Origin of the sequence: Limimaricola soesokkakensis (assembly GCF_900172345.1) — a bacterium.
In the GTDB taxonomy this organism is placed as follows: domain Bacteria; phylum Pseudomonadota; class Alphaproteobacteria; order Rhodobacterales; family Rhodobacteraceae; genus Limimaricola; species Limimaricola soesokkakensis.
In genome coordinates, this window is record NZ_FWFY01000007.1 from 25,075 (window position 1) to 39,901 (window position 14,827).

The 14,827-nt window shown below is 67.3% G+C and carries 19 protein-coding genes; 10 read left to right on the top strand and 9 right to left on the bottom strand.

The genetic code is table 11. The features are described 5' to 3' along the window. Nucleotides 1-26: 26 nt before the first annotated feature. Nucleotides 27-902: a LysR family transcriptional regulator gene (locus LOS8367_RS11915; protein WP_085896748.1), complete on the top strand. Its 876-nt coding sequence runs from the start codon at nucleotides 27-29 to the stop codon at nucleotides 900-902. Between the two features lie 148 nt (nucleotides 903-1,050). Here LOS8367_RS11915 and LOS8367_RS11920 read toward each other — a convergent pair whose 3' ends face one another. Next, complete coding sequence (locus tag LOS8367_RS11920) at nucleotides 1,051-1,416, bottom strand: ArsR/SmtB family transcription factor (protein WP_085896749.1); 366 nt, start codon at nucleotides 1,414-1,416, stop codon at nucleotides 1,051-1,053. A 220-nt stretch (nucleotides 1,417-1,636) separates the two neighbouring features. Here LOS8367_RS11920 and LOS8367_RS11925 point away from each other — a divergent pair, with 220 nt between their 5' ends. From LOS8367_RS11925 to LOS8367_RS11945, 5 genes are all read left to right on the top strand, one after another. Beyond that, nucleotides 1,637-1,975: an AtpZ/AtpI family protein gene (locus tag LOS8367_RS11925; protein ID WP_085896750.1), complete on the top strand. Its 339-nt coding sequence runs from the start codon at nucleotides 1,637-1,639 to the stop codon at nucleotides 1,973-1,975. A 4-nt stretch (nucleotides 1,976-1,979) separates the two neighbouring features. Further along, nucleotides 1,980-2,756, top strand: a complete 777-nt coding sequence (locus LOS8367_RS11930) for a F0F1 ATP synthase subunit A (protein WP_085896751.1) — start codon at nucleotides 1,980-1,982, stop codon at nucleotides 2,754-2,756. A gap of 71 nt (nucleotides 2,757-2,827) precedes the next feature. Then, nucleotides 2,828-3,064 carry a F0F1 ATP synthase subunit C gene (locus LOS8367_RS11935; protein WP_085896752.1) on the top strand — a complete coding sequence of 79 codons (237 nt, stop codon included), beginning with the start codon at nucleotides 2,828-2,830 and terminating at the stop codon, nucleotides 3,062-3,064. A 76-nt stretch (nucleotides 3,065-3,140) separates the two neighbouring features. After that, nucleotides 3,141-3,698, top strand: a complete 558-nt coding sequence (locus LOS8367_RS11940; protein WP_085896753.1) for a F0F1 ATP synthase subunit B' — start codon at nucleotides 3,141-3,143, stop codon at nucleotides 3,696-3,698. Next, nucleotides 3,695-4,255 carry a F0F1 ATP synthase subunit B gene (locus LOS8367_RS11945; RefSeq protein ID WP_085896754.1) on the top strand — a complete coding sequence of 187 codons (561 nt, stop codon included), beginning with the start codon at nucleotides 3,695-3,697 and terminating at the stop codon, nucleotides 4,253-4,255. Before LOS8367_RS11940 ends, LOS8367_RS11945 begins: the two co-directional genes overlap by 4 nt. A gap of 79 nt (nucleotides 4,256-4,334) precedes the next feature. Here LOS8367_RS11945 and LOS8367_RS11950 read toward each other — a convergent pair whose 3' ends face one another. The 4 genes from LOS8367_RS11950 to LOS8367_RS11965 all read right to left on the bottom strand — a co-directional run bounded on the left by LOS8367_RS11950 (nucleotide 4,335) and on the right by LOS8367_RS11965 (nucleotide 7,162). After that, nucleotides 4,335-4,574 (bottom strand): hypothetical protein, encoded by a 240-nt coding sequence (locus tag LOS8367_RS11950; protein ID WP_085896755.1) that lies wholly within the window; start codon nucleotides 4,572-4,574, stop codon nucleotides 4,335-4,337. A 60-nt stretch (nucleotides 4,575-4,634) separates the two neighbouring features. Further along, the gene (locus LOS8367_RS11955; RefSeq protein WP_085896756.1) at nucleotides 4,635-5,408 is read right to left on the bottom strand and encodes a FadR/GntR family transcriptional regulator; all 774 of its coding nucleotides are present in this window, start codon (nucleotides 5,406-5,408) and stop codon (nucleotides 4,635-4,637) included. Between the two features lie 111 nt (nucleotides 5,409-5,519). Then, a complete protein-coding gene (locus LOS8367_RS11960) occupies nucleotides 5,520-6,179 on the bottom strand; it encodes a YiaD family glycine zipper/OmpA-like lipoprotein (protein ID WP_085896757.1) in 660 nt (219 codons plus the stop codon). A gap of 152 nt (nucleotides 6,180-6,331) precedes the next feature. Continuing rightward, nucleotides 6,332-7,162: a methylated-DNA--[protein]-cysteine S-methyltransferase gene (locus LOS8367_RS11965; protein ID WP_085896758.1), complete on the bottom strand. Its 831-nt coding sequence runs from the start codon at nucleotides 7,160-7,162 to the stop codon at nucleotides 6,332-6,334. A gap of 221 nt (nucleotides 7,163-7,383) precedes the next feature. Between LOS8367_RS11965 and nth the strand changes: the two genes are divergently transcribed. Then, nucleotides 7,384-8,028, top strand: a complete 645-nt coding sequence (nth, locus tag LOS8367_RS11970; protein WP_085896759.1) for an endonuclease III — start codon at nucleotides 7,384-7,386, stop codon at nucleotides 8,026-8,028. Next, on the top strand, nucleotides 8,025-9,008 hold the full coding sequence (locus tag LOS8367_RS11975; protein WP_085896760.1) for an adenosine kinase: 984 nt from the start codon (nucleotides 8,025-8,027) through the stop codon (nucleotides 9,006-9,008). The genes nth and LOS8367_RS11975 overlap by 4 nt, the downstream gene beginning before the upstream one ends. Here LOS8367_RS11975 and LOS8367_RS11980 read toward each other — a convergent pair. Continuing rightward, the gene (locus LOS8367_RS11980; protein WP_085896761.1) at nucleotides 9,005-9,730 is read right to left on the bottom strand and encodes a phosphatase PAP2 family protein; all 726 of its coding nucleotides are present in this window, start codon (nucleotides 9,728-9,730) and stop codon (nucleotides 9,005-9,007) included. The genes LOS8367_RS11975 and LOS8367_RS11980 overlap by 4 nt on opposite strands. Before the next feature lie 45 nt (nucleotides 9,731-9,775). Further along, nucleotides 9,776-10,594, bottom strand: coding sequence for a sulfotransferase family protein (locus LOS8367_RS11985; RefSeq protein ID WP_085896762.1), 819 nt, complete (start codon nucleotides 10,592-10,594; stop codon nucleotides 9,776-9,778). Between the two features lie 142 nt (nucleotides 10,595-10,736). Here LOS8367_RS11985 and LOS8367_RS11990 point away from each other — a divergent pair, with 142 nt between their 5' ends. Together LOS8367_RS11990 and LOS8367_RS11995 are read left to right on the top strand one after the other, a co-directional pair. Then, a complete protein-coding gene (locus LOS8367_RS11990) occupies nucleotides 10,737-12,308 on the top strand; it encodes a DUF5928 domain-containing protein (RefSeq protein WP_085896763.1) in 1,572 nt (523 codons plus the stop codon). Nucleotides 12,309-12,318: 10 nt separating this feature from the next. Beyond that, nucleotides 12,319-12,684, top strand: a complete 366-nt coding sequence (locus LOS8367_RS11995; protein ID WP_085896764.1) for an HIT domain-containing protein — start codon at nucleotides 12,319-12,321, stop codon at nucleotides 12,682-12,684. Nucleotides 12,685-12,748: 64 nt separating this feature from the next. Here the strand turns inward: LOS8367_RS11995 and LOS8367_RS12000 are convergent, their stop codons facing one another. Both LOS8367_RS12000 and LOS8367_RS12005 read right to left on the bottom strand, forming a co-directional pair. Then, complete coding sequence (locus LOS8367_RS12000; RefSeq protein WP_085896765.1) at nucleotides 12,749-13,756, bottom strand: mechanosensitive ion channel family protein; 1,008 nt, start codon at nucleotides 13,754-13,756, stop codon at nucleotides 12,749-12,751. Nucleotides 13,757-13,786: 30 nt separating this feature from the next. Further along, complete coding sequence (locus tag LOS8367_RS12005; RefSeq protein WP_085896766.1) at nucleotides 13,787-14,737, bottom strand: ABC transporter ATP-binding protein; 951 nt, start codon at nucleotides 14,735-14,737, stop codon at nucleotides 13,787-13,789. Nucleotides 14,738-14,827: the final 90 nt, after the last annotated feature.

The window sequence follows — 14,827 nt, forward strand, 5'->3', positions numbered from 1 at the left end:
AGGGTCCCACCCCCGAGGAGAGCCGCATGGACAACTGGGACGAAATCCGCACCGCCTTTCACGTGGCCCGCATGGGCACGGTCTCGGGTGCCGCCGACGTGCTGGGCGTGCATCATGCGACGGTGATCCGCCATGTCGACGCGCTCGAGACGCGGCTCGGGGTGAAGCTGTTCCAGCGCCACCCGCGCGGCTACACCGCGACCGAGGCGGGGCGCGACCTCTTGCAGGTGGCGCAGGCCACGGACGACCAGTTCGCGCAGCTGGTCAGCCGTCTCAAGGGGCAGGGCGACGGGGTCGAGGGCGAGCTGGCGGTGACCACGCTCGACACCTTGGCCGATCTGGTGACGCCGCTGCTGATCGATTTCCAGACCGAGTACCCATCCGTGATCGTGCGGCTGCTCACCGGCACCCGGCTGTTCCGGCTCGAATATGGCGAGGCGCATGTCGCGATCCGCGCGGGCGCCGCGCCGGACCAGCCCGACAACGTGGTGCAGCCGCTGCTGCGGATGCAGGTCGTGCTGGTGGCCTCGCGCAGCTATATCGCGCGCCACGGCCTGCCACGCGGGGTCGAGGATCTGGCCGAGCACCGTTTCGTGTGCTCCGACGATCTCGAAAGCCGGGCCCCCTTCTATCGCTGGCTGCGCGAGACCGTGCCGCTCGACCGGATCGCCTTTCGCGCCTTCGGCGAGCGCAACCAGCGCGACGCGGTGCTGGCCGGGGCGGGCTTAGGCTTCGTGCCGCTGCACGAGGCACAGACGCGCGACGATCTGGAGATCGTTCATGGGCCGCTGCCGGAATGGGAAGTGCCGATCTGGGTCGTCACCCATGTGGACCTGCACCGGACGCCCAAGGTGCAGGCCTTTCTCAAGGCTTTGAAGGACCGCGCGAAAAGCTGGAGCTAGGTCGAGGAACGATTTCGTGAGCGCGGCGTTGGCCCGACAGCTTCTTACTTAATTCATCTTGAAGGGCAGCCATGCGCAACATCATCTACATCATCGGTCTCGTCGTCGTCGTCATCGCCGTTCTCTCGCTGATCGGCCTGGTCTGAGATCAACCCTCCGCCGCTGCCGGGTCTTCGGAACCCTCCGCGGCGGACGCCCCCAGTTCCCGCGCGAGGAACCTCTCGAAGGCGTCGAGATCGATGCCTTCCATCTGCCCGAACCCCTGCATCCAGACCGAGGCCTCGCGCAGCCCGTCGGGCTCCAGCTGGCACCAGGTCACGCGGCCCCGGCGGTCGCGCGAGATCAGCCCCGCCTCGGCCAGAACCCCCAGATGCTTAGAGATCGCCGCGAGCGACATCTCGAACGGCTCCGCCACGTCGGTCACCGCCATGTCATCCTCAAGCAGCAGTGCGAGGATCGCGCGCCGGGTCGGGTCGGCAAGGGCGGAAAAGACGAGATCGAGAGATGCGGCCATGGCGCGACCTGACCCCGGGTCGGGGCAAACGTCAACCGCGCGGTTGAATGTCGCAACCACTGTTCCCACGGCCCCAACGCCGGGCCCTGCATGGCACGTTTCCGGAAATATCCAGCAATAACAGGGTGTAGGCTCGCTATCCCTCGTGGATTTCGCCTGCTTGACCAATCCGGCCCCGCGCTATAGCACCCTCCTCGACCGATGAGGGGGCCGACCCGGAGTGTCCGACAGCAACAACGACGACGATCACGAGGCGCGGTTGCGCGCGCTGGACGAGCGTCTCGCCAAGTTGAAGGGCAAGCCAGAGGAAGCCGCTCATCAGGAGAGCCATTACAGCCAGGCACAGGTCGCCTGGCGGATGGTGATCGAGCTTGTGGCCGGTCTCGGGATCGGCTTCGGGGTCGGGTACGGCTTGGACACCCTCTTCGGGACCATGCCGATATTCCTGATCCCGTTCATATTCCTGGGCCTCGCGGCGGGCGTGAAGACGATGCTGCGCACGGCCAAGGAGCTGCAGGTTAAACAGCAGGCCGATCAGGCCGGCGACGACGAGGGCTGAGAGAATGGCGACAGAAGCGGTGGCGTTGGTCGAGGGTGAAGAGCCGGGCGGTCTGGTGTTCCACCCGTTCGACCAGTTCGAGATCAAGCCGCTCTTCGGCGAGATCGGCGACCCGGTGTCCTGGTACACCATCTCCAATGCCACCTTCTGGATGGCGATGGCCGCGCTTTGCGTGATCGGGCTGCTGGTGATCGGCACCCGCGGCCGCGCCGTGATCCCGAGCCGGGTCCAGTCGGCCGCCGAGCTGGTATATGGCTTCGTCTACAAGATGGTCGAGGACGTCACCGGCAAGGAAGGTCTCAAATACTTCCCCTGGATCATGACGCTGTTCCTGTTCATCCTGTTCTCGAACTATCTCGGACTGCTGCCGCTGGCCTTCACGCCCACTTCGCACATCGCCGTCACCGCGGTGCTGGCGCTTGGCGTGTTCATCACCGTCACCGTGATCGGCTTCGTGAAGAACGGCATGGCTTTCCTCGGGCTGTTCTGGATGAAGGAAGCGCCGCTCTTCCTGCGCCCGGTCATCGCGATCATCGAGGTGATCTCGTATTTCGTGCGCCCGGTCAGCCACTCCATCCGTCTTGCCGGCAACCTCGTCGCCGGTCACGCGATGATCAAGGTGTTCGCGGGCTTTGCCGCCATCGCCGCGCTGTCGCCGCTCTCGGTCGTGGCGATCACCGCGATCTACGGGCTCGAAGTGCTCGTGGCCGGCATTCAGGCCTACGTGTTCACCATCCTCACCTGCATCTACCTCAAGGACGCGCTGCACCCGTCGCACTGAGACGGGGCGCGATCCGCCGAGGTCGGTTCACCCTTCACCAAACACGCAATTCCAAATCAGGAGATACCCCCATGGAAGGCGATATCGCACAATTCGGTCAGTTCATCGGCGCCGGCCTCGCGGCCATCGGCTCGGGCCTCGCGGCCATCGGTGTGGGCTCGGTCGCGGCGAACTACCTGGGCGGCGCGCTGCGCAACCCCTCGGCTGCTGCCTCGCAGACCGCCACGCTGTTCATCGGCCTGGCCTTCGCCGAAGCGCTCGGGATCTTCTCGTTCCTCGTCGCCCTGCTGCTGATGTTCGCGGTCTGATCCAGACCTCGATCTCCTGACCGGCGGCGCGGGCAATCCCGCGCCGCCATTTCCTTAGGGCTCGATGGAGGACGCCGTGGCGACCGAAACCATTACCGCCGAAGAAGCACTGGCGGTGCACGGAGCCGAAGCCGCTGGGCCGGGCATGCCCCAGCTCGACGTCTCCAGCTTCCCGAACCAGATTTTCTGGCTCCTGGTCACGCTCGGCGTGATCTATTTCGTCCTGTCCCGCTTTGCCCTGCCGCGCATCGGCGCGGTGCTGGCCGAGCGCGCGGGCACGATCACCAACGACATCGCCGCCGCCGAGGAGCTGCGGCATCGCGCCCGCGAGGCCGAGACCGCCTATGACAAGGCGCTGGCCGATGCGCGAGCCGAGGCCAACCGGATCGTCGCCGAGACCAAGGCGCAGATCCAGGCTGATCTCGATACCGAGATCGAAAAGGCCGATGCGCAGATCGCCGCGAAGACCGCCGAAAGCCAGGCGGCGATCGACGAGATCCGCGAAAGTGCCGCGCGCAACGTGAGCGAGGTCGCCCGCGACGTCGCCCGCGAGATCGTCGCCGCCTTCGGCGCCGATGCCGATGCCGCGAAGGTCGATGCCGCGGTCGACGCCAAGCTGGGAGAGCGCGCATGAAACTCGTTCTCGCAACCCTGGCCCTGAGCCTGACCGCCGCCCCGGCGATGGCCGCGACCGGGCCGTTCTTCTCGCTCCGCAACACCGACTTCATCGTGCTGCTGGCGTTCCTGCTCTTCGTCGGCGTGCTGCTCTACTTCCGCGTCCCGCGCGAAGTGGGCAAGCTGCTCGACAAGCGGGCCGATGGCATCCGTGCCGAACTCGACGAGGCCCGCGGGCTGCGCGAGGAAGCGCAATCGCTGCTGGCCTCCTACGAGCGCAAGCAGAAGGACGTGCAGACCCAGGCCGATCGCATCGTGTCGAACGCGCGCGAAGAGGCCAACCGCTCGGCCGAGCAGGCCAAGGTCGACATCGCGAAGTCGATCCAGCGCCGCCTGACCGCCGCCGAGGAGCAGATCCAGTCGGCTCAGGACAAGGCCGTCAAGGAGGTCCGCGACCAAGCCGTGGCCGTGGCCGTGGCCGCCGCGCGCCAGGTCATCGCCGAGCAGATGACCGCCCAGCGCGCCGACAAGATGATCGACGAGTCGATCCAGACGGTGGGCGCCAAGCTGCACTGATCGGATCGTCGAGACGACAGCGATGCGAAAGGCCCGGCCGCGACAGCGACCGGGCCTTTCCACTTTCGGATTATTCGCTTCAGCGGGGAGTGCTCGCGGCCTCGCTCGGCAGCGCGCCATCCAGCAGCGCCAGGAGATCGATCGAGGGGGCGGGGGTCTCGACGGGGGAGGCCGATGCCATCTCGCTGCTTTCGGGGAGGGAGCGGTCCTGCATGGCGTCGGCGGTGACATTGTGCCGATCACCGCAGCCGCCGGGCCCGGCCATCGCCGTGGAGGCCATCAGGAGCGCGGCGCAGGCCGCGGCCAGAAGTCGTGTCATCGCGTATCCTCCTGTGGTGCGATACGCGATCCTAGCATGGATCGGGTCTTCCGTCGCGCCTCAGCGGCCGGTTTCGCGGCTGAGCCTCCGCCGCGCGATCTCCTCGTTGCGATCGGCCTGCCGCTGATCGCTGAGGGCGCCTTGCACGTAGTCGAGATGCGCCGCAACGGCGGCGCGGGCGGCGGCAGGATCGCGCGCCTGCAGCGCCTCGTTGATCGCGCGGTGCTGTTCCAGCACCGAGGCCCGCGTGATGCGCTGGCGGAACATGACCTGGCGGTTGTAGAACACGCCCTCGCGCAGCAGGTCGTAGATCGAGCGCATCATGTGCAGCATGACGACGTTATGGCTCGCCTCGACGATGGCGAGGTGGAATTCGGCATCGAGCGCGGCCTCGGCCTCGGCATCGGCGGTGGGCTTGGACTGCGCCGCTTCCATCCGTGCGAAGACCGCGCCGATTACCGCGAGGTCGCTGTCGGAGCCGAGCTTGGCCGCGCGCTCCGCCGCCAGCCCCTCGATGTCGCGCCGGAACGCGACCATGTCCGATACCGCCTCCTCATGGGTGGCGAAGAGCCGTACGAGGGCGGGGGAAAAAGCCGAGCCGATGACGTTCGAGACATAGACGCCGGCACCGGCCCGAGTCTCTACCAGACCCCGTGTCTGCAACTCGGCCAGCGCTTCGCGAAGGCTCGGTCGCGACACGCCCAGTCGCTCGGCCAGCTCGCGCTCGGGCGGCAGCCGGTCGCCGGGGCGCAATATGCCGCGCAGCACCAGCTCCTCGATCTGGCGCACCACGCCATGCGAAAGCTTTTCGGGCTGGATCGGCTTGAAAGGCATGGTTTGCTCCGCGATTGGTAAATTTCTATTACCACGTGCGGCGGGGCTCAACCGAAAATAAAATAGGGCCGCCCTTCGTGGGCGGCCCCATCCTGTCCGATGTGATCCGGATCAGCTGTTCGGGGTGATGATGATCTCGACCCGACGGTTCTGGCGACGACCCTCGGGGCTCAGGTTCGAGGCGATGGGCTGGTCCTCGCCACGGCCGATGGCGCGGACGCGCGACGGCGACACACCGGCCGAGGTCAGCACCGAGGCGACGGCCTGGGCGCGGCGCTCGGAGAGCTGCTGGTTATAAGCGGCCGAGCCGGTGTTGTCGGCATGACCCACCACGTTGACCGTGGTGTTGGGATAGTTGTTGAGCGAGCCGGCGATGGCGCGCAGGTCGGTTTGCAGCGATCCGGTCAGCTGGGCGCTGTCGGTGGCGAACAGGATGTCCTGCGGCAGGGTCACGACCAGCTGTTCGCCGGTGTTGACGATGCCCACATTCGAGCCGAGCTGGTTGCGCAGTTCGGCTTCCTGACGGTCGAGCAGGGCACCGGTACCGGCACCGGCGGCACCGCCGATCGCCGCGCCGACGGCGGCGCGCTGCAGCCGCTCGTCGCTGTCATCGGCGGTCAGCGCGCCCACGGCCGCGCCGAGACCGGCACCGACGAGGGCGCCGCGGCGGGTGTTGGCGTTCGGGTCGGGGTTGTTCGGGGTGACGGGCTGGCAGGCGGCCACGGCAAGGGCCGACACGGTGACGAGCGCGAGGGGAAGCTTGGTGATCATCGGTTTATCCAATTCTTGCGAGTCGCGCGGGAAGTGATGCCCGCGCCTGTCCCGGTTTGATAGAGGCCGCGTGCGGCTGCTATGCAATAACGTAGCCTTGATAGGCGGGTTCCAGCCTTTTCGGGAACCAAACCGGCTGTTGCGCGGGGGCATCATGCCTCGCCCCGCGCAGCCTCCCATGCCAGCATCGCCCGCTTCACCGGCAGACCCCAGTGATAGCCCCCCAACTCGCCCGATTTGCGCAGCGCCCGGTGGCAGGGGATGAGCCACGAAACCGGGTTGCGCCCGACCGCCGTGGCGGCGGCGCGGATGGCGCGGGGCGCGCCGATCCGCGCGGCGATGTCGGAATAGGTGGTGACATGGCCCGAAGGCACCTCGAGCAGCGCCTGCCAGACCTTGATCGCGAAGGGGGCGCCGATGAGCGCGACCCGCGCCTCGCCCCGGCCTGCGAAGGCCGCCTCGACCCAGGGCGCGATGGCATGAGGCGCCTCCGAGAACCGCGCGGCGGGCCAGCGGTCGCACAGGTCCCTGAGCGTCGCATCCGTCCCGGTCTCGGCGGCGAAGCCGAGACCGCAAAGGCCGCGCTCCGTGCCCATGGCCACGACCGGACCGAACGGGCTGTCGAAATTGCCATAACGAATGTCGAGGCCGGCACCGCCGGCGCCATAATCGCCCGGGCTCATCGCTTCCCAGCGCAGGAACAGGTCGTGCAGCCGGCCCGTGCCGGATAGCCCCACCTCCTGCGCCGTCTCCAGTGTCGTGCGCCGCGCCCGCAATAGCGCCTTGGCGTGTCCGAGCGCCAGATATTGCTGATAGCGCTTGGGCGAGACGCCGACCCATGCGGAAAACACCCGCTGGAAATGGGCGGGCGACATCTCCATCCGTGCCGCAAGATCCTCGAGCGCGAGCGGGGCGGGCGCGGCGTCTATCGCCTCGATCGCGCGGCGCATGACGCCGTAATGATATGAATGGGTCTGGTCCATGGGTCGAGAATAGGCCGCCGCCGACGGCCGTGCGACCCGGAAGCTGCGCATCCGGGCAAACCGCGCGCGTCACCGAAGCGGCAGGCCATGCGTATTTAGGGAAAGATGAACGGGGCGGCGCGTGTCCTTGGTTCATCTTTCTTCAAATACGCATGGCGCCCGTGATCGACCCTCGGGGCGGCGGCCTTGTGAGCACGCCTTTGGCCGGGCATAGAGGCGTGATGACCCGACAGCTCGACTATCATGAGATCGACGCGATCTTCGCCCGCCTGCATGCCGCCGAGCCCGAGCCCAAGGGCGAGCTCGAGCATGTCAACGCCTACACGCTGCTCGTCGCCGTCGCGCTTTCGGCGCAAGCCACCGATGTGGGGGTGAACAAGGCCACCCGGAAGCTCTTCGAAATCGCCGATACGCCGCAGAAGATGCTCGACCTCGGCGAGGAGGGGCTGATTGAGCATATCAAGACGATCGGCCTTTACCGCAACAAGGCCAAGAACGTGATCCGGATGAGCGAGATCCTCGTTGAGCGTTTCGGCGGCGAGGTGCCCTCGTCGCGGGCCGCGCTGGTGTCGCTGCCGGGCGTCGGCCGCAAGACCGCCAATGTCGTGCTCAACATGTGGTGGAAGCATCCGGCGCAGGCGGTCGACACGCATATCTTCCGCGTCTGCAACCGCACGGGCATCGCGCCCGGCAAGGACGTCGACGCGGTCGAGCGCGGCATCGAGGACCACGTACCCGCACGCTGGCAGGGCCATGCGCATCACTGGCTGATCCTGCACGGGCGCTACATCTGCGTGGCGCGGAAGCCCAAATGCCCGGCCTGCCCGATCCGCGAATACTGTCTCTTCGAGGAGAAGACCGCATGAGCATTCCCCGCATCCTCGGCATCGGCAACGCCATCGTCGACGTCTTCGCGCAGGCCGATGACAGCTTTCTCGACCTGATGGGCATCGAGAAGGGCATCATGCAGCTGGTCGAGCGCGAGCGCGGCGAGATGCTCTACGGCGCCATGGAGGAGCGGCGGCAGGCGCCCGGCGGCTCCGTCGCCAACACGTTGGCGGGTTTGGGCAATCTCGGACTCGAGACGAGCTTCATCGGGCGGGTGCGCGACGACGCGCTGGGGCGCTTCTATGCCGCGAGCATGGAGGAGGGCGGTACCCGCTTTCCCAACCCGCCGGTTTCGGGCGGCGAACTGCCGACCTCGCGCTCGATGATCTTCGTGAGCCCGGATGGCGAGCGTTCGATGAACACCTATCTCGGCATCTCCGCCGAGCTCGGCCCCGACGACGTCTCCGATACGGTGGCGGGGCAGGCAGGGCTGCTTTATCTTGAGGGGTATCTCTACGACAAGCCCAAAGGCAAACAGGCCTTCGAACGCGCGGCGCGGCTGACCCAGAAGGGCGGCGGCATGGCCGGGATCGCGCTGTCGGACCCGTTCTGCGCTGACCGGCACCGCGCCGACTTCCAGAAGCTGGTGCGCGAGCTCGATTTCGTCATCGGCAACGAGCATGAATGGGAAAGCCTCTACGAATGCCGCCTTGACGAGGCGCTGACCCGCGCCGCCGCCGAGTGCCGGCTCGTGGTCTGCACCCGTTCCGGCGCGGACGTGGTGCTGATCCGGGGCGAGGAGCGGGTCGTGGTCCCGGTGCGCAAGGTGACACCGGTCGATGCTACCGGGGCGGGCGACCTGTTCGCCGCCGGATTCCTTTACGGTATCGCCACGGATCGGGATCTGGAGACGGCGGGACGCATGGGCTGCGTCGCCGCCGCCGAGGTGATCTCGCATTTCGGAGCGCGACCCGAGACGGATCTCAAGGCGCTCTTCGCTCAGGCCAGGCTGCTCTAGTCCTTGGCGTCTTCCGCAGGCTCGATCTGGCCCCGGCGCTGCAGCCATTGCGCGATCAGCAGGCACAGCACGGCCCAGCCCGCGCCCGCGGTCCAGCCGGCGATCACGTCGGTGGGCCAATGCACCCCGAGATAGACCCGGCTGGCACCGACGAGCCCGGTCAGGATGATCGCACAGGTCATGATGTAGACCTTGATGATGCGGCGCGGCTCGAGCCGCGACAGCATCACCGCGAGCGTCAGGTAGGTTACCGCCGAAAGCATGGTGTGCCCGGAGGGAAAACTCGCCGTGTAGACATAGGAGCCATGCGGCACGAGGTCGGGGCGGGCGCGCTCGAAGAAGATCTTGGCGGTGCGGCTGAGCAGCGTGCCGCTGCCGATCGCGATCAGCAGGAACCACATGGTGCGGGTATGGCGCGACAGCGCGAGGTAGCCCGCCACGCCGGCCGTCAGCAGGCTCAGCCAAGCCACGCCGCCCAGCGCCGTCATGTCGCGTGCCATCTCCTCGACCCAGTGCGAGCCGATCGGGTCGCTTAGATCGGCCGGGTTGCGCAGCGCCAGCAGAATCGCTTCGTCGAATGACGCCGTATCGCCCTCGACCACCTCGCCGGCGAGCAGGAAGAAGCCCAGCGCGGCCAGCGATACGAGAAACAGCAGCACCATCCACAGTTCGGGACGGCGCCGCAGCCGGGCGGGGATGTCTGTGGCAGCGGGATCAGGCATGTCGTTCCCTCAACAACGGGGTCGGGGCAGGGTTCCGGAGCCGCCTCATGCGCCGAGCTTCGCATGCACAGCGTCGAGATCGATCTCGCGTCTCGGCGCGCGCCGCGACGGGTCGTCGATGTCATAGCCGAACAGCTCGAAGTCGCGGCCATAGACCTCCCTCACGAGATGCATCGACAGGTCGTCGAAGAACGCCTCGACCGGGTGGGCGCGCTTGGGCCCATGCCCCTCGCTTTCGTTGAAACGCGGCATCGCGCCGAGATCGACCGGATGGCGCAGCGGTGCGCACGCCAGAACCCCGGCCATGCCGGCCTCGAAATCCTCGACATGCAGGATCACATCGTAACGCCCGCCCCCCTTGATCAGGGTCGAGACATGGCCCGACATCGCCGACCAGTGGATGTCGGGATCCATCGGCCTGTTGAAGCGGATCGTGTCGCGGACAAAGAGCAGGAACCGGCGAAAGCTGCGGATCTGGTCGAACTCGAAGCCGGTATCGGGATCGCCCACCTCGACCCCGTATGTCTCCATCAGCTTCGGAACGAGATTGCCGCGATAGCGTCGCCCGTTGCGCTGGATGCCGCAGATCTTGTCGAAGAAGGAGGACAGGATGCGCTCATAGGGATTGCGCACGCAGCTGAAGACGAGGCTCTTATGCGCGGTGACGTTATCCGAAATGGGGCCCCGGCTGTGGTCGAGGCCCCATTTGTGCAGCCCTTCCTGCGCGTCGTGGATGTCGCCGTCGAAGAACCGGCCGTGATCCGAGCGGTACATGATCTGGCCGATGGTCGAGCAGGCGCATTTCGGCACCACCCGATAGACCATGCTTTCGCTCTCGGTCATCCAGGTGCCCGGAAACCCCATGCGTGCTCTCCCATTCCTGCGTTGACGCGCCCGCGCCACAAGGGACGGCGAAATCCCCGCAGCCCTGTTTAGGGGAGGGTCGGACGGGCTATCAAGGCGCAAACCGCCGCCAGTTCCGGCGCGTGGCGCAGCGGAAACGGACATGACGCGCATCGCCTTCATCCTGCTGGTTCACAAGGACCCCGAGGCGGTCGTCCGACAGGCGCGCGGGCTCGCCGCCTCGGGTGACGCGGTGGCGGTTCATCTCGACGCCCGCGCCCCGGCCGAGGCCTGGCGGATCCTGCAGAATGGGTTGTGCGCCGAACCCGGCGTGGTGCTGGTCGAACGGCGCCGGCGCTGCGGCTGGGGCGGCTGGAGCCTCGTCGCCGCCACCATCTCGGCGCTGCGTCTCGCGCTCGCGCGGTTTCCCGATGCCACGCACTTCTACCTGCTGTCGGGCGACTGCATGGCAATCAAGTCTGCGGCCCATGCGCATGAGCTGTTGGCACGCGAGGATGCCGACTGGATCGAGAGCGTCGACTTCTTCGACGGCGGCTGGATCAAGACCGGCATGCAGGAGGAGCGGCTGACGCGCTGGCATCTCTTCAACGAGCGCGAGCGCAAGGGGTTGTTCTATGCCAGTCTCGGCCTGCAGCGACGGCTGGGGCTGCGCCGCCGGCTGCCCGCCGACATCCGGCTGATGATCGGCTCGCAATGGTGGTGCCTGCGCCGTGCCACGGTGGAGGCAGTGCTGCGTCTGCTGGACGAACGGCCCGATCTGCGGCGGCTGTTCCGCTGGAGCTGGATCCCCGACGAAACGCTGTTCCAGACGCTGGTGCGCCACCTCGTGCCCCGCGAAGAGATCCGATCGCGCAGCCCGACCTTTCTCGCCTTCACCGATTACGGCATGCCCGCGAGCTTCCACGACGACCATCACGAGATGCTGCTGGCACAGAACGCGCTCTTTGCACGCAAGATCAGCCCGTGCGCGACGCGGCTGCGGGCGCGGCTTTCGGAGCTGTGGGCATCGCAGCGACGCGATTTTCCACGCGGCGGCGACGGGCGGCGGCTGCATGACTACCTGACCGGGCGCGGCCGGATCGGGGAAAGATACGGGCCACGGGCGTGGGAGGTCGGCGGCAGGGTCGGGGTCGGGCGCGAGCTTTTGCTGATCGTCGCGCATAAGCGGCACGTGGCCAAGCGGCTGGTGGGCATGATCAGGCAGCTGGGCGATCCCGCCGTGTTCGACTACGTCTTCGACGAGGAGGGGGCGGCGTTGCCTCCGCTGGGCGGCTTCGAGCGTGGCCTTGCCAAGCGATCGCGGCACCCCCGGGCGATGCTGCGGGTGCTGTTCGAGGCACAGGACCTGGCGCGGCTGGCGATTTGTATCGATCCCTGCCGTCTCGACCTGGTCCAAGAGCTTACGGAAGACCGCACCGATCTGCGCGTTCTCGAGATCGCGACGCGGATCGACGACGCCTATCTGCGCCTGCATGCGCAGCGCCTGAAGCTTGCGGATACCGACGAGGCGGGGCTCGATCTGCTGATGCCGACGCTGCGCCGGCAGTTCGATGGCGAGAGCCGCGCCTTGGGCGAGGCGGGCATCGCGCGTCATTACCGGCTTGTCGAGGGCGCGCCCGCGGAGGACAACGCGAAGGCGTTGCAGGCGTTTCTCGACATCCCGGCGGATACTGCGCTGGGCATCGCGCGGACGCCGCACTTGTTCGACGACTGAGGAGGAAGCGATGCGCTTCGACTATGACGACCAGAACATCTTCGCGAAGATCCTGCGCGGTGAGATTCCCAACAAGACCGTGCTCGAGACCGAGCACACGCTCGCCTTCGAGGACATCGCGCCGCAGGCGCCGGTGCATGTGCTGGTGATCCCGAAGGGGGCCTATGTCAGCTACGACCACTTCGCGCGCGATGCCTCGGACGCGGAGATCCTCGACTTCACCCGCGCGGTGGCACGGATCTGCGAGGAGGCGGATGTCGAGGCCGGCTTCCGCGCGATCTCCAATGCCCGTGCCCATGGCGTGCAGGAGGTGCCGCATTTCCACGTGCACATCCTCGGCGGTCGGCCCTTGGGCCGGATGCTGGAGCGCGTCTGAGACCGGCAGGCGGCGCGACCCTGACATGGGGGTTTGCGCCGTCACCGGGGAGGGGTGCAGGGGATCAGGGCTTCTGCGAGGCGGCAGTGCGGATCGCATCGGCGATACGGCGCGGCTCAGGGCTGTCGCCCTTGGCGGGCCAGCCTTCGCGCTGGGCGGTACGGTCGCCGTCGGTTGCCTCCGTCTGGTCGTGGAACAGCACCATCCGGGTCGGGTAGGGCAGATCGACGCCCTTCTCGTTCAGCGCGTTGTAGGTGTCGCGGATCACCCGGCCCCAGACGTGCACCACGTTCGCACGGGCGGGTTCGGTCCACCAGCGCAGGCGGATCGTGTTGCCGTCGGCGTCCATGCCCCACGGGATCGCCTCGGGTGCGGGATCGGACAGCACGCCGTCGCAGCGGCTCGCGGCCTCGACCATGATCGCGCAGGCCCCGTCGATATCGTCGGAGCATCCGATCAGCACGTCGTACTGCGAGCGCCGCTTGTCGAAGGCCGTGTTGACCACCACCGCGTCGGTGTAGATGTCCGAGTTCGGGATCACCACGCGGCGGCCGTCATAGGTCTTGATGAGCGTGGCGCGGGTCTCGATCCGCTCGACCGTGCCTTCGTGCCCGCCTGAAACGATCTGGTCGCCCACCTCGAAGGGCTGGCGGATCAGGATCAGGATGCCCGCCAGCATGTTCTGCAGGATGTCCTTGAAGGCGAAGCCGATCGCGACCGAGCCGATCCCGAGGCCGGCGAAGAGATCGCCCGGCGAGATGGAGGGCGCGACGATGGTGACGGCGAGCATGATGCCGAGGATCGTCACCAGCCAGCGCAGCAGGCTCGCACCGACGTCCCCGAGGTTGTCGCGGCCGCGCTTCCTGCCGGAGCGGCGCACCAGCGCCGCCGCGCCGCGTGCGAGAAACCAGAAGAGGACCAGAAGCACGAGCGCCACGGCGATATTCGGCAGCAGCCGGAAGAAACCGTCGGCCCATGCGTCGATCTTCTCGAATATGTTGCCGGTGTCTGCCTCGACACCGGCGAAGCTGTCGATGTCCTCGCGCGGGGCGGTCTGCGTTTCTTCTTCCATGCGGTCCCTCCTGTCGGCGGAGGGGCAACCTCAGGCGGCGGAGACGGGTTCCTTGGCCTTGGAGGTCAGCTGCAGGAACACGTCCTCCAGATCCGCCTCCTCGGTCTTCACGTCCGAAAGCCGCATGCCGCCTGCGCGGATCGCGTCGAGCACCGTGCCCGCGCCCATCTTCGACGCGTCATAGCTGAAGGCCAGCGCCCCGCCCGGCCGCTCGGTAACGCTGACGCCCTCGGGCAGGGCCGGGATCGCGGCGGGGCCCTCGGGGGTCACCACCAGCGTCTTGCCGCTGACCCGGCCCACGAGGTTCGCGGTGGTGTCGCGGGTGATGACGCGGCCCTGGTCGATGATCGCGATCTCGTCGCACATCTCCTGCGCCTCTTCGAGGTAATGCGTCGTCAGGATGATCGTCGTGCCCTGCTCGTTGAGCTTGCGGACGTTGCGCCACAGCATGTTGCGCAGTTCGATGTCGACGCCCGCCGTCGGCTCGTCGAGCACCAGCACGCGGGGGGAGTGCACCAGCGCCTTGGCAAGCAGCAGCCGCCGCCGCATGCCGCCCGAGAGCGAACGGGCATAGGCATCGGCCTTGTCGGCAAGCCCCACGAGGTCGAGAAGCTCCATGGTGCGACGCTGGGATTTCGGCACGCCCCAGAGCCCCGCCTGCACGTCGAGCGCGCCCCGCGGTGTGAAGAACGGGTCGAGGACGAGTTCCTGCGGCATCACGCCGATCGCCGCGCGCGACTGGCGCGGGTTCACATCCTGATCGAAGCCCCAGATCTTCACCCGCCCTTCGGATTTGAGCACCAAGCCGGCCATGATGTTGATCATCGTCGACTTGCCGGCGCCGTTGGGGCCCAGGAGGCCGAAGATCGACCCCGCCGGGATCGACAGGTCGACGCCGTCGAGCGCCAGCTTGGCCGGAGATCTGGCGCTGGGTGCATAGGTCTTCTTCAGGCCGGTGATCTCGATGGCGGCGTCGGTCATGGCTCGTGTCCTTTCGCGTCTTGTCCCTGCGGGCGGGGCGGCTAGAATGTAGCGCGATCAGGGCCGGGTCCATGCCCGGCCGCTCCCGTT

Coding starts and splice junctions, on each gene's coding strand:
- LOS8367_RS11915 (WP_085896748.1), top strand. CDS start 27: ATGGACAACTGGGACGAAATCCGCACCGCCTTTCACGTGGCCCGCATG.
- LOS8367_RS11920 (WP_085896749.1), bottom strand. CDS start 1,416: ATGGCCGCATCTCTCGATCTCGTCTTTTCCGCCCTTGCCGACCCGACC.
- LOS8367_RS11930 (WP_085896751.1), top strand. CDS start 1,980: ATGGCGACAGAAGCGGTGGCGTTGGTCGAGGGTGAAGAGCCGGGCGGT.
- LOS8367_RS11935 (WP_085896752.1), top strand. CDS start 2,828: ATGGAAGGCGATATCGCACAATTCGGTCAGTTCATCGGCGCCGGCCTC.
- LOS8367_RS11945 (WP_085896754.1), top strand. CDS start 3,695: ATGAAACTCGTTCTCGCAACCCTGGCCCTGAGCCTGACCGCCGCCCCG.
- LOS8367_RS11950 (WP_085896755.1), bottom strand. CDS start 4,574: ATGACACGACTTCTGGCCGCGGCCTGCGCCGCGCTCCTGATGGCCTCC.
- LOS8367_RS11955 (WP_085896756.1), bottom strand. CDS start 5,408: ATGCCTTTCAAGCCGATCCAGCCCGAAAAGCTTTCGCATGGCGTGGTG.
- LOS8367_RS11960 (WP_085896757.1), bottom strand. CDS start 6,179: ATGATCACCAAGCTTCCCCTCGCGCTCGTCACCGTGTCGGCCCTTGCC.
- LOS8367_RS11965 (WP_085896758.1), bottom strand. CDS start 7,162: ATGGACCAGACCCATTCATATCATTACGGCGTCATGCGCCGCGCGATC.
- nth (WP_085896759.1), top strand. CDS start 7,384: ATGACCCGACAGCTCGACTATCATGAGATCGACGCGATCTTCGCCCGC.
- LOS8367_RS11975 (WP_085896760.1), top strand. CDS start 8,025: ATGAGCATTCCCCGCATCCTCGGCATCGGCAACGCCATCGTCGACGTC.
- LOS8367_RS11980 (WP_085896761.1), bottom strand. CDS start 9,730: ATGCCTGATCCCGCTGCCACAGACATCCCCGCCCGGCTGCGGCGCCGT.
- LOS8367_RS11985 (WP_085896762.1), bottom strand. CDS start 10,594: ATGGGGTTTCCGGGCACCTGGATGACCGAGAGCGAAAGCATGGTCTAT.
- LOS8367_RS11990 (WP_085896763.1), top strand. CDS start 10,737: ATGACGCGCATCGCCTTCATCCTGCTGGTTCACAAGGACCCCGAGGCG.
- LOS8367_RS11995 (WP_085896764.1), top strand. CDS start 12,319: ATGCGCTTCGACTATGACGACCAGAACATCTTCGCGAAGATCCTGCGC.
- LOS8367_RS12000 (WP_085896765.1), bottom strand. CDS start 13,756: ATGGAAGAAGAAACGCAGACCGCCCCGCGCGAGGACATCGACAGCTTC.
- LOS8367_RS12005 (WP_085896766.1), bottom strand. CDS start 14,737: ATGACCGACGCCGCCATCGAGATCACCGGCCTGAAGAAGACCTATGCA.